General features: G+C 63.9%; 10 protein-coding genes. 7 read left to right on the top strand and 3 right to left on the bottom strand.

The window, feature by feature from the left end; all coding sequences use genetic code 11:
• Window positions 1-26 precede the first annotated feature (26 nt).
• On the bottom strand, window positions 27-1559 hold the full coding sequence (pdxR, locus tag P0D96_RS04480; RefSeq protein ID WP_408312039.1) for a MocR-like pyridoxine biosynthesis transcription factor PdxR: 1533 nt from the start codon (window positions 1557-1559) through the stop codon (window positions 27-29).
• A gap of 275 nt (window positions 1560-1834) precedes the next feature.
• Here pdxR and tauA point away from each other — a divergent pair, with 275 nt between their 5' ends.
• The 7 genes from tauA to P0D96_RS04445 all read left to right on the top strand — a co-directional run bounded on the left by tauA (window position 1835) and on the right by P0D96_RS04445 (window position 10243).
• Window positions 1835-2893, top strand: coding sequence for a taurine ABC transporter substrate-binding protein (gene tauA / locus P0D96_RS04475; protein ID WP_408175110.1), 1059 nt, complete (start codon window positions 1835-1837; stop codon window positions 2891-2893).
• Window positions 2894-2925: 32 nt separating this feature from the next.
• Window positions 2926-3741, top strand: coding sequence for a taurine ABC transporter ATP-binding protein (locus P0D96_RS04470; RefSeq protein WP_408312036.1), 816 nt, complete (start codon window positions 2926-2928; stop codon window positions 3739-3741).
• Window positions 3734-4654 carry an ABC transporter permease subunit gene (locus P0D96_RS04465; RefSeq protein ID WP_408312033.1) on the top strand — a complete coding sequence of 307 codons (921 nt, stop codon included), beginning with the start codon at window positions 3734-3736 and terminating at the stop codon, window positions 4652-4654. Before P0D96_RS04470 ends, P0D96_RS04465 begins: the two co-directional genes overlap by 8 nt.
• A gap of 216 nt (window positions 4655-4870) precedes the next feature.
• Entirely contained in the window at window positions 4871-6304 is a 1434-nt protein-coding gene (gene phnY / locus P0D96_RS04460) for a phosphonoacetaldehyde dehydrogenase (protein ID WP_408312322.1), read from the top strand.
• Between the two features lie 168 nt (window positions 6305-6472).
• Window positions 6473-8305: a sulfoacetaldehyde acetyltransferase gene (gene xsc, locus P0D96_RS04455; protein WP_207915703.1), complete on the top strand. Its 1833-nt coding sequence runs from the start codon at window positions 6473-6475 to the stop codon at window positions 8303-8305.
• A 142-nt stretch (window positions 8306-8447) separates the two neighbouring features.
• Entirely contained in the window at window positions 8448-9485 is a 1038-nt protein-coding gene (gene pta / locus P0D96_RS04450; RefSeq protein ID WP_408175114.1) for a phosphate acetyltransferase, read from the top strand.
• On the top strand, window positions 9482-10243 hold the full coding sequence (locus P0D96_RS04445) for a sulfite exporter TauE/SafE family protein (RefSeq protein WP_408175116.1): 762 nt from the start codon (window positions 9482-9484) through the stop codon (window positions 10241-10243). Before pta ends, P0D96_RS04445 begins: the two co-directional genes overlap by 4 nt.
• 25 nt (window positions 10244-10268) lie before the next feature.
• On the opposite strand, the gene P0D96_RS04440 is transcribed toward P0D96_RS04445, so the two are convergent.
• Window positions 10269-11993: a cobaltochelatase CobT-related protein gene (locus P0D96_RS04440; RefSeq protein WP_408312031.1), complete on the bottom strand. Its 1725-nt coding sequence runs from the start codon at window positions 11991-11993 to the stop codon at window positions 10269-10271.
• Complete coding sequence (locus P0D96_RS04435; protein ID WP_408312028.1) at window positions 11990-12979, bottom strand: AAA family ATPase; 990 nt, start codon at window positions 12977-12979, stop codon at window positions 11990-11992. Before P0D96_RS04435 ends, P0D96_RS04440 begins: the two co-directional genes overlap by 4 nt.
• Between the last annotated feature and the right edge of the window lie 82 nt (window positions 12980-13061).

Below are 13061 nucleotides of genomic sequence, written 5' to 3'. Positions count from 1 at the left end.
CGCGGGCGCCATAACGGGCGCAAGCGTTACGGCGCGGGCTTCTGCTTGCGCACGAGTTCGGCCAGCAGGCGTACGCCGGCGTCGATCTTGTCGAGCTTGATCGCCGAGAAGCCCATCCGGAAGCAATGCTTCTGCTCCAGTCCGTCCATGAAGAACACGCCGCCCAGTTCGATCAGAATGCCGTGCTGTTCGGCGTCGGCGGCAAGACGCACGGCGTCGAGCCAGGGCGGGCCTTCCACCCAGCACGAAGCCCCGCCCGTAATCGGGATGTGACGCGCTTCGGGTAGGTATTTATCGAGCGCCGCCATCAGCACCAGCGCGCGCTCGCGATAAGCGTGGGCCAGCCTACGCAGCAGCGCGTCGTGGTGGCCGAGCGCGAGAAACGTCGCGAACGCACGCTGAATGTACGCCGCCGGATGCCGCACCATGAGCCGGCGCAGCGCGCGCAATTCGTGCACCAGTTCGCGCGGACCGACGATATACCCGAGCCGCAAGCCGGGCGCAAACGTCTTCGACAAGCTGCCGATGTAAATCACGCGGTCGGCCTTGTCCAGACTCTTGAGCGCCGGATGCGGCAGGCCCGAGAAGTTGTTCTCGCTTTCGTAGTCGTCTTCGATCAGCACGAAGTCGTGCTTCTGCGCGAGTTCGAGCAACGCATGCCGGCGTTCGATCGGCATGGTGGCCGTGGTCGGGCATTGATGGCTCGGCGTCACGTAGACGTAGTCGCACTGGGCGAACAGGTGCGCATCCTCGACGGGGCGCACGCCGCCTTCATCCACCGGCAGCGGCACCAGTTGCGCATTGCGGTTCTCGAAGATATTGCGCGCGTCCGGATAGCCGGGGTTCTCGAAACCCACCGTGGTGCGCTGGCGCGCGAGCAGATCGGCGACCAGATATAACGCCTGCTGACAGCCGATCGTGATGACGATCTCATCCGGCATCGCAAACACGCCGCGCCGCGGCAGCACGCGCGTGCGGATCTGCTGGATCAGCGTATCGTCGTCGCGGCCTATAAGATCGGGCGCCCAGTTGCGGATCTCCATCACCGAAAGCGCCTTCATACAGCATTCGCGCCAGTCGTTGGTCGGAAAGAGCGATTGGTCGAACTGTCCGTAGATAAACGGATATTCGTAGTCCTGCCAGTTGCCCGGTTTGACGATATTGCGCTGCGCGGACGGCCGGCGTTGCACACGCTGGCCCCAATCGGGCCGCGCGGGCGCCTGGTCGTGCTCGCTGCTGGTGGGGACCGTCTGCGCGGGCGTCTTGAAGCCGTGGCGTCCCTCCAGCATCGCCGGATTGACGAAGTGCCCGCTGCGCTCGCGCGAAATCAGATAGCCCTCCTCCACGAGCTGCTGGTACGCCAGCACGACCGTATTTCTCGCGACGCTCAGTTGATCGGCCAGTTCCCGGCTGGACGGCAACGCGGTCTGCGGCGGCAGCTGGCCGTCCAGAATCGCGGCCACCAGCATCTGGCGGATCTGCCCCTGCAGGCTCATGTTCGAGTCGCCCGGACGCTGAAAACGCTGCGTCCAAAGGGCCGTCGCTGTACGGCTGGACATGCTTCCTCCTGAAAGTGAAAGAGCCGCGCCAGTCACGACGATGCTGCGCGTGACAGCCGCTGCCGCCTTGGCGGTGTTGGGCGCGGGCCGGCCAGAGCGCTTCGGCGCGCCGATGTGGACTCAACGATCGGCGCCGTCTGGCACTAACTTGCTCTATTTTTTACTGACGATACTCGACTCACCCCGTCCAAGGCGATTGGGACAAGCACCCGTCGTGGCCACACGACTTCCGTGCTCCATAAACAGCCGCTGTTCAGACCTTTGTGAGACCTATTATGAAACGCCATAAAAACCCGACATCGAAGCCGTGGTTCCAATGGACGGCACGCTGCGTCCTGTCGCTGGTTTTCGCCGCGACGGCGAGCCTTGCGGCGACACCGAGCCACGCGGAGGAAAAGGAAATCACGATCGCCTATCAGCAGATCGTCGATCCGTGGGTGGTCGGCATCGCGAACGGGTCGATCGAAAAGGCCACCGGCTACAAGATCAACTGGCGGCAGTTCGAGTCCGGCGCAAAAGTCGCGACCGCGCTGGCATCCGGCGACGTCAAGGTCGGCGTGATCGGCTCCAGCCCGCTCGCCGCCGCCGTGAGCCAGGGTCTCGATCTGCAGCTCTTCTGGATTCTCGACAACATCAACCAGGCCGAAGCGATGGTGGTGCGCAACGGCTCCGGCATCACGAAGCCGGCGGACCTGAAGGGCAAGACCATCGGCGTGCCGTTCGTTTCGACGACCCACTATCACACCATGTTCGCGCTGCAGCACTGGGGCATCAATCCGTCTGACCTGAAGATTCTCAACATGCAGCCCAATCAGATCGTCGCGGCCTGGTCGCGCGGCGACATCGACGCCGCCTACGTGTGGGATCCCGCGCTCGCCGAGCTGAAGAAGAGCGGCAAGGTGCTGATCACGTCCGGCGACCTCTCGAAGCTCGGCAAGCCGACCTTCGACGGCATTGCGGTTGATCGCAAATGGGGCGAGGAACACAAGGACTTCATGGCGAAACTCGTCAAGGCGATTGCCGACGCGGACCAGCAATACCGCAGCAATCCGTCGCAATGGAATGCGGGCTCGCCGCAAGCCGCGGCCATCGCGAAGATGATCGGCGGCTCGCCGGCGGACGTGCCGGCATCGCTGTCGCTCTACGCGTTCCCCACGCTCGGCGAGCAGGCCTCCGCGCAATGGCTGGGCGGCGGCACGACGAGCCGCGCCGCGCTCGCGCTGAAAGACACGTCGGAGTTCCTGAAGAGCCAGAAGCAGATCAGCGCCGTCCTGCCCGACTACTCGAAATTCGTGACGCCGGCTTATGCCGACGCCGCTGCGAAACTCAAATGACGTAACCGTGATCCTTGGGATCGGGAGGCAACATGGAAAACATGACTGTCAAGAACGTAAGCGTGATGTTTCCGGGGCGGCGTCCCGGTCAGACCGTGCAGGCGCTCGACGATATCAACCTGACTATCCGCTCGGGTGACTTCGTGGTCGCGCTGGGCGCGTCCGGCTGCGGCAAGACTACGCTGTTATCGCTGATGGCCGGCTTCATCGCGCCGAGCCGGGGCGAGTTGCTGCTCGGTGGCGAACCCATTGCGGGGCCGGGCGCGGACCGCGGCGTGGTGTTCCAGAAGCATGCGCTCTTGCCGTGGCTCAACGTGATCGACAACGCGGAATTCGGCCTCAAGCTGCAAGGCGTGCCGCGCGCGCAGCGGCGCGAAATCGCCGTGCGCAACCTCGCGCTGGTCGGCTTGCAGGATTTCCACAAGCACATGATCTATCAGCTCTCCGGCGGCATGCAGCAGCGCGTCGGCATTGCCCGCGCGCTCACCTGCGATCCCGCCATGCTGCTGATGGACGAGCCGATGGCCGCGCTCGACGCGCTCACTCGCGAAACTATTCAGGAGCTGCTGCTCGACGTCTGGAAGAAGACCAACAAGATGTTCTTCTTCATCACGCACAGTGTGGAGGAAGCCCTGTTCCTCGCGAGCCGGCTGATCGTGATGTCGCCGCGTCCCGGCCGCATCACGCATACCTACGAACTGGACTTCAATCGCCGTTTTCTCGAAACGCGCGACGCACGGGCGATCAAATCGAGTCCCGATTTCATCGAAATGCGCGAGCGTGTCCTCAACATCATTTACGGCGACGAGAAGCTGCACGGCGCCGAGGCCGGAGTCGCTCATGTTTAGTTCTAAATCCGCTCATGCCGTGTTGCACGGCGAGGCCGCGCCCATGGAGACGAACACGCCGATCCGGCCGCCCCGCCGACCCGGGCGCGGTCCCCGTATGCTCGCGAAGAAACCCGCCCGGCCCGGCGACACGTTCGGCGTGCCGGGGCAAGGCAGCAGTGTCGCCACCAGCCTCATCACCGTCGCCGCGTTCATCGCACTCTGGTTCGCGGCGACCAATCTGCACTGGATCAAGCCGCTGTTCCTGCCGTCGCCACAGGCCGTCTACGCGAAGTTCATCTTTGTCGCGACGGAAGGCTTTGCCAATTCGACGCTCGCGCAGCACACCGGCATCAGCCTGCTGCGGGTGTTCGGCGCATTCGCGCTCGCCTGTCTGACGGCGATACCCGTCGGCGTGATGATGGGCGTGTCGCGCTTCGCGCGCGGCGCATTCGATCCGCCCATCGAGTTCTACCGGCCGTTGCCGCCGCTCGCCTATCTGCCGCTCATCATCATCTGGTTCGGCATCGGCGAATTCTCGAAGGTGCTGTTGATCTACCTGGCGATCTTCGCGCCGCTCGCCATTGCCGCGCGTGCCGGCGTGCGGTCGGTGTCGATCGAACAGATTCACGCCGCGTATTCGATGGGCGCCTCGCGTACGCAAGTGGTGCTGTACGTGATCCTGAAGTCGGCGATGCCGGAGATCTTTACCGGCATGCGAATCGGCATCGGCGTGGGCTGGACCACGCTGGTGGCCGCCGAAATGGTCGCCTCGACCAGCGGCCTCGGCTTCATGGTGCTCAACGCGGCGGAATTCCTCGCGAGCGACGTGGTGATCATGGGGATCATCGTGATCGGCTTCTTTGCGCTCTGCTTCGATTTGCTGATGCGCTATATCGAACGCGTGCTGGTGCCCTGGAAAGGCAAAGTCTGAGAAAGCGTCGCGGTACTTCGCTGACATGGGCCCTTCTTCGGGCCCTTTCTTTTTTGCGTCACGTAGCGACCCGGCGCTGGACTCAGCGACTCCCCCAAGCTGGCTCTACCCCGTTGCCGTGCCCAACGGCAATATCAACCTCAACGGTAAGACATTTATCTTCCGCGATCGTCAATCCAGTCAGGGGGCCGCTTGAACGCCATCGTCAAACCCAGGATGCCTTGTGCAGTTCGGCACGAGGCCATGCGTATCGGTGGTGAAAAGATCACGCGCACCGAAATCATCGAGGTGTTCAACCCCTATACGCGCGAACTGGTCGGCACCGTTCCGAAAGCCACCGTGGACGACGTGCGGCACGCCTTCGAGTATGTGCACGCCTATCGCGCCCGACTCACGCGCTATGAGCGCGCGCAGATCCTGCGGCGCGCGGCGGATATCGTGCGCGAGCGGACCGCCGAAATCGCCGATCTGATTACAGCGGAATCGGGGCTCTGTAAAAAGGATTCGCTATACGAAGCCGGCCGCGTCAGCGACGTATTGGTCTTCGGCGCCAATGAAGCGCTGAAGGACGACAGCCAGGTCTTCTCCTGCGATCTGACGCCGCACGGCAAACAGCGCCGCGTCTACACGCAGCGCGAGCCTCTGCTCGGCGTGATCTGCGCGATCACGCCGTTCAATCATCCGATGAACCAGGTGGCGCACAAGATCGTGCCGTCCATCGCCACCAACAACCGGATCGTCGTCAAGCCGTCCGAAAAGGTGCCGCTGTCCACGTGTCTGCTTGCCGACATTCTCTACAGCGCCGGCCTGCCGCCACAAATGCTCCAGGTGGTGACGGGCGACCCGAAAGACATCGCTGACGAACTCATTACGAACCGGCGCGTCGACCTGATCACATTCACCGGCGGGGTCGCCATCGGCAAATACATCGCGAGCAAGATGGGTTACCGCCGAGCAGTTTTGGAACTGGGCGGCAACGATCCGATCATCGTGATGGAAGACGCGGACCTCGACGAAGCGAGCACGTTGGCCGTTTCCGGCTCGTACAAAAACTCGGGGCAGCGCTGCACCGCCATCAAGCGGATGCTCGTGCATGAAGCGGTGGCGGACCGCTTCGTCGAATTGCTGGTGGAGAAGACCCGCGCGATACGCTACGGCGACCCGGCCGACCCTGCAACCGACATGGGCACCGTGATCGACGCGGACGCCGCGAAGTTCTTCGAAGCGCAAGTCAACGACGCCGTGAGCCGCGGCGCGAAGCTGCTGGTCGGCAACGTGCGCCGCGGCGCGCTCTATTCGCCCACCGTAGTCGATCGCGTCACGCCGGATATGCCGCTCGTCCGCTATGAAACCTTTGGACCGGTTTCGCCGGTCATCCGTTTCCGCGATATCGACGAAGCGATCCGTATTTCCAACTCCACCGATTACGGCCTGTCCTCTTCCGTCTGCACCAACCGGCTCGACTACATCACGCGGTTTATCGCGGAGCTGGAGGTGGGAAGCGTGAACGTGCGCGAGGTGCCGGGCTACCGGCTCGAACTGACGCCGTTCGGCGGCATCAAGGATTCGGGGCTCGGCTACAAGGAAGGCGTTCAGGAAGCGATCAAGAGCTTTACCAACGTGAAGACGTACTCGTTGCCATGGCAGTGAGGGATAGTGACGCCTTTCGTCGCCATGGCACACATACTTTTTTTGATACAAAACGTTCCATTTATTTGAATTTATGTTGACGCACAGGAACCGCTGACCTACATTTCAGACACCAAGCATTTTTCGGTATTTTTTGTTCCACTTATCTCAAAGAGCTGGAGACACCCCATGAGCGAGCAGAATCCTTCCCCGCGTGACGCTACCGCCGACAACCGTGCCAGCGGCCCGCAGGCCATGACGCCGTCGGAAGCGTTTGTCGAAACCCTGGCGGCCAACGGCGTGACCGATATGTTTGGCATCATGGGCTCCGCCTTCATGGACGCCATGGATATCTTCGCGCCCGCCGGCATCCGCCTGATTCCGGTGGTGCACGAGCAAGGCGCCGGCCACATGGCCGACGGTTATTCGCGCGTCTCGGGACGTCACGGCGTGGTGATCGGCCAGAACGGCCCGGGCATCAGCAACTGCGTCACCGCCATTGCGGCGGCCTACTGGGCGCACAGCCCGGTCGTGATCGTCACGCCGGAGGCCGGCACCATGGGCATCGGCCTGGGCGGCTTCCAGGAAGCCAAACAACTGCCCATGTTCCAGGAGTTCACCAAGTATCAAGGCCACGTCACCCATCCGGCGCGCATGGCGGAATTCACGGGCCGCTGCTTCGACCGCGCGATGGCGGAGATGGGGCCGACGCAGTTGAATATCCCGCGCGATTACTTCTACGGTCAGGTCAAGGTGGAGATCCCCCAGCCGCAGCGTCTCGATCGCGGCGCGGGTGGTGAGCAAAGCCTGAACGAAGCGGCCGAACTGCTCGCGCAAGCCAAATTCCCGGTGATCATTTCCGGCGGCGGCGTGGTGATGGCCGATGCGATCGAAGAGTGCAAGGCGCTCGCCGAGCGCCTCAACGCACCGGTGGTCAACAGCTATCTGCACAACGACTCCTTCCCCGCCAACCATCCGCTGTGGTGCGGTCCGCTCGGCTATCAGGGCTCGAAGGCGGCGATGAAGCTGCTGTCGCGCGCCGACGTCGTGATCGCGCTCGGCTCGCGCCTCGGACCGTTCGGCACGCTGCCGCAGCACGGCATGGACTACTGGCCGACCAACGCCAAGATCATCCAGATCGATGCCGACCACAAGATGCTCGGCCTGGTGAAGAAGATCTCAGTGGGCATCTGCGGCGACGCGAAAGCCGCTGCCGTCGCGCTGACCGAGCGCCTTGCCGGACGCAAGATTGCCTGCGACGCCACGCGCGAGGAACGCGGCGGCCAGATCGCATCGGAGAAAGCGGCGTGGGAGAAAGAGCTCGACGACTGGACGCACGAACGCGACGCCTACAGCCTCGACATGATCGAGGAGCAGAAGCAGGAACGCACGCCCGGCGGCGGCACCTATCTGCATCCGCGCCAGGTGCTGCGCGAGTTGGAAAAGGCCATGCCCGAGGACGTGATGGTCTCGACCGACATCGGCAACATCAACTCGGTGGCCAACAGTTATCTGCGCTTTAACAAGCCGCGCAGCTTCTTCGCGGCGATGAGCTGGGGCAATTGCGGCTACGCGTTTCCGACCATCATCGGCGCCAAGGTCGCCGCGCCGCATCGCCCGGCCGTTTCGTATGCGGGCGATGGCGCATGGGGCATGAGCCTGATGGAAACCATGACCTGCGTGCGCCACAACATTCCGGTGACGGCGGTGGTGTTCCATAACCGCCAATGGGGCGCCGAGAAGAAGAACCAGGTGGACTTCTACAATCGCCGCTTCGTCGCGGGTGAACTCGACAACCAGAGCTTCGCCGCCATTGCCCGCGCGATGGGCGCCGAGGGCATCGTGGTGGACCGTCTCGAAGATGTCGGCCCGGCGCTCAAGCGCGCGATCGACGCGCAGATGAACCACGGCAAGACCACCATCATCGAGATCATGTGTACCCGTGAACTGGGTGATCCGTTCCGCCGCGACGCGCTCTCCAAGCCGGTGCGCATGCTCGACAAGTATAAGGACTACGTCTGAGCGTTTTGGGCGCCGGCGGACTTCGTGCTCAGGCGGACGGAGCCCGCCGCGCTCACAGGCCGGAAACAGTTGCGCCCGCGCGGGCGCTCTGTCTCCGGCTTCTTCGTTGTACGTCTCGCTGCCTTTTCAACCGGCCACTCCTATGAAAGCCATCAACCGCATCATTGAACAAGCGCGCCATTCGCCGATGCGCATCGTGCTGAGCGAGGCCGAGGATCCGCGCGTGTTGCAGGCGGCGCAGCGCGCGAGCAGCGAAGGCATTGCGCGCATTCTGCTGGTCGGTGACGCCACGCGCATCCGAGAAGCCGCCGCTCGCTTCGACGTCGATCTAAACGGTATGGAACTGGTGGACCCCGCCACTTCGGCGCTAGCACCGTTATATGCCGACGAACTGTTCGCTCTGCGCAGCAAGAAAGGCATGACGCTCCAACAAGCGCAGAGCGAAATCCTCAACCCGCTATGCTTCGCGAACCTGATGGTGCGCCTCGGCCACGCCGACGGTTCCGTGTCCGGCGCGGTCAACACCACCGCCGACGTGGTGCGTAACGCTATCCAGATCATCGGTATCGCGCCTTCATTCAGGCTCGTGTCGAGCTTCTTCCTGATGATGCTGTGCGAGCCGTTCCACACGCTCAAGGGCGGCCTGATCTTTTCCGACTGCGCGCTCGTGGTGGAACCCGATGCCGCCCAACTCGCCGAGATCGCGATGGCCGCGGCGGACAGCGCAAAAAGCCTGCTGATGGACGAGCCGCGCGTGGCGATGCTGTCGTTTTCGACGAGCGGCAGCGCTCATCATGCGGCCGTCGACAAAGTGGTCAACGCCACCCACATCGTGCAGGAACGCCGCCCGCATCTCGCGATCGACGGCGACGTGCAACTCGACGCGGCTATCGTCTCCGAAATCGCGCTGCGCAAGGTCAAGCACTCGCAGGTGGAGGGCCACGCCAACGTGCTGGTGTTTCCGAGTCTCGAGGCGGGCAACATCGGCTACAAGCTGGCCGAGCGGATCGGCGGCGCGAAGGCGATCGGCCCCTTGCTGCAAGGCCTGCGCAAGCCCGCCAATGACCTGTCGCGCGGCTGCAGCGCGGACGACATCTACTACGTCACCGCCGTCACCGCGGTTCAGGCTCAAGCCGCGCTCACGCATCCCGACGCCCTCCTCACACCGTCTCATTCATGATCGTTCAGAAGTTGCTGCCGCTCCTCGCACTGATGGGCGTCGCGAGCTATTTTCAAACCATTACCGGCTTCGGTCTGAGCATGATCGTCATCGGCGCCGCCAGCGGCCTCGACCTGGCGCCGGTCACGAGTCTCGCCGCTTTGCTCAGCCTCGTGACCCTCGCCAACAGCGCGACCGCCCTGCCCGGCAAACTTCATCACATCGACTGGCGCGCGGTGGGCGCCGCTACGCTGGGCATTCTGCCGTCGGTGGTCGCCGGCGTGCTGGTGCTGGATCTGTTGAGCAATGCGGCTTCCGGCGTGTTGCAACTGCTGCTGGGCGCCGTGGTGCTGTATGGCGGCCTGAGCGCGGCGCTGCGGCCGGCTCCGCTCGCTTGCCGCTCAGGCAATCGGAGTTTCTTCGTCAGCGGGGTGTTCGGTGGGCTGCTGAGCGGCATGTTCGGTGTATCCGGGCCGCCGTTGATTTTTCAGTTCTATCGCCAGCCGCTCTCGCTCGTGCAGATCCGCTACGCGTTGATTCTGATCTTTACGGTGACGTCGATCACTCGCACGCTGTTTAGCGCGTACGAGGGTCAACTCGACGCCGATCTCTGGATGCAGGCCGCGTTCGCGGTCCCGGTCGTCGCGCTGATGACGATCGTGGCGCGGCAGTATCCGCCGCCTCTGTCGGGTGTGATGACGCGCCGTATCGCGTATGCGATTCTGGTGGTGATTGGCGGCTCGCTGATTCTGCATGCGTTGCAGCAGTTGATCCGCTAAGGCGCCTGATAACGCCACGGTCCACCTACCGCCGTGCGCCGATCCATCCGACGAGTTCGGCGAACAGCGACATATCCGGCGGTGTGGACAGATCGACCGCAAAACAACGGCGGTAATACGGACTGAGATCGAGTCCGACGCCAAGGCCCAGCAATTCGACGTCATGCGCGGCTTCGTTGCGTGCGACTACTTGCTTCAGGTGATTGTCCAGGTAGTAGGTGTCGTTGACCTGAGCGGTGGCGCTGTCCATCGGACTGCCGTCCGAGATCACGACGAGAATCCGCCGCGCCTCGGCACGCGCGCGCAGCCGCGTGCAGGCCCAGTCGACCGCCTCGCCGTCCACGCCTTCGCGGAACAGATCGGCCTTGAACAACGCGGCGATGTCGGCGCGAGCGCGCCGCCAACTCGTCGCGGCATCCTTGAAGACGAGGTGGGCGAGCTCATTGAGCCGCCCCGGATGATGCGGCCGGCCGCCGGCCAGCCAGTCGAGCCGCGCGCGGCCGCCGTTCCAGGCGCCGGTCGAGAAACCCAAGACCTCGCTGGCGACACCGGCCTGATCGAGCGCGCGCGTGAGCACGTCCACCAGCAGCGCCACCGGCTCGATATAGGTTCGCATGGACCCCGAACAATCGATCAGAAAACTCACCACGCAATCGGCGATCGGCTTGTGCCGTTCAAGCAGAAACAAACGCCGCTCGGCCGGCGAGCTGACCAGTTGCGCGAGACGCCGGCCATCGATGCGGCCGTGCTCTTCACCGAACGACCAGCCGTCGCGTTGCGGCACCGCGAGCGCGGCCTTGAGCGCATACGCGAGCCGCGGCACGTTGATGCGCTGCGCGGCGATGCGCTTATCGAGCTGGTCGCGGTATTCCGCCAGCAACTCGCTGCGTATGCGCGAGCCCGGCGCGAACTCGTGGTCGTAGCGCGTGGTGTACGCGAGGTAGCGATGCTCGGCGTCTCTGAGAACGCGGCTATCGCCGGTGGCGGCGAGGCCCATGTCGACCTGCTCGCCTTCGTCGGTGTCGAACCAGAGCGTGAACATGGCGCGCACGGCTTCGTCGTCTTCCGGTGCCTGCTCGTCTTCTTCGAGGGACTGCGCGCGCGCTTCACGCATCATCACGCCAACGAGACGGGCGAACTCGAGCGCATGAATCGCGAACTCGCCCTGCTCCATTCGATGCCGCCGCAGTGCCGCGAGCGGCACGCCCAAGGTCGGCGTGATCGCGGCACGCGTGGCTTCGATCAGACCTTCGGTCTCTTCCAGTACGGGCCAGCCGGACAGACGCGACCAGACGATCTGGGCCACGGTGTACAGCAGAATGCCCAGGTGCCCGTCGATCAGTCCAGTGCGATAGAAAGCGCGCGACCATGTCTCGAAGCGATGGCGCAGATTCTGCGCGAGCCCCGGCATGCTGGCCGGTGCGAGCGCTTCGCAGCGCAACTGTTCGAACAGTTCGAACAGGAGTCGCTCGATCGGCTCGGCGGGACACAGCCTCGCGTGGAGCTGCGCATCGGAATGCGTCAGGCGTAATGCAGCGCCATCCGCGGCACCGCGCAGGGACATCAGATCGTCGACCTGCGGGTCCGTGCGCAGATGCGGCGCGTGCAGCGGCAGCGCGCGCAGGCCACGGTACAGACGGCCGGCGCGGTAATGCAGCTCGGCGTCTCCGGTCAATGCGCGCACCGCCGCCGCGCACAGGTTCTGACGCTGTTCGGCGCGGCGTGTTGCTTGCCGCTCGGCAGGCGTCATTGCGGCACCGTCGAGCGCGCCTCGCGCTCCGCCGCGCTTTCCAGCTCCCTATCGAAGCAGCGTTGGAAATACTCGGCCACGAGGGGCCGTTCCGCCTCGTCGCACTTGTTGACGAAGGTCAGGCGAAACGCCATCGCCGGATCGCGGAAGATCTGGCAATTCTCCGCCCAGTCGATCACCGTGCGCGGCGACATCAGCGTGGAGAGATCGCCGGTGGCGAAGCCTTTGCGCGTCAATTCCGCCACGCTGATCATCGACTCGATCAGCGAGCGGCCAGTCTCGTCGGCGAGTTCCGGCACGCGCGCCAGCACGATGCTGGCCTCTTCGGCGCGCGGGAGATAGTTGAGCGTGGCCACCACGTTCCACCGGTCCATCTGCGCGTGATTCAACAACTGCGTGCCGTGATAAAGGCCGTTCAGATTGCCGAGGCCGACCGTATTGGTCGTGGCGAACAGCCGGAAATACGGATGCGGATGAATCACGCGGTTCTGATCGAGCAGCGTGAATTTGCCGTCGCGCTCGAGAATGCGCTGGATCACGAACATCACGTCGGGACGGCCGGCGTCGTATTCGTCGAAGATCAACGCCATGGGCCGTTGCAGCGCCCACGGCACGATGCCTTCCTGGAATTCGGTGACCTGCACGTCGTCGCGCACGATGATCGCGTCTTTGCCCACCAGATCGAGACGGCTGATATGCCCATCCAGATTCACGCGCACGCAGGGCCAGTTCAGACGCGCCGCAACCTGCTCGATGTGCGTGGATTTGCCCGTGCCGTGCAAGCCCTGCACCATCACGCGGCGCTCGCGCATGAAGCCGGCGAGAATCGCCAGCGTCACTTCAGGATTGAAGCGGTACACCTCGTCGATTTCCGGAACGTGGTCGTCGCGTTCGCTGAAGGCCGGCACCATCAAGCCTGAGTCGATGCCAAACAACGTGCGCACCGAGACCATCCGGTCCGGCTTGCCTGTCACGATATCGGTCACTACGGTCTCCTCCGCACTTCGTCACGACGGCGGCCGACACCCGGCAAGCAGGCGGCGCGGCCTCGCCGGTCCATCATACGCA

Source organism: Paraburkholderia sp. RL17-347-BIC-D (assembly GCF_046027915.1).
Lineage (GTDB): Bacteria > Pseudomonadota > Gammaproteobacteria > Burkholderiales > Burkholderiaceae > Paraburkholderia.
This window is presented reverse-complemented; position numbering and strand designations above follow the sequence as displayed.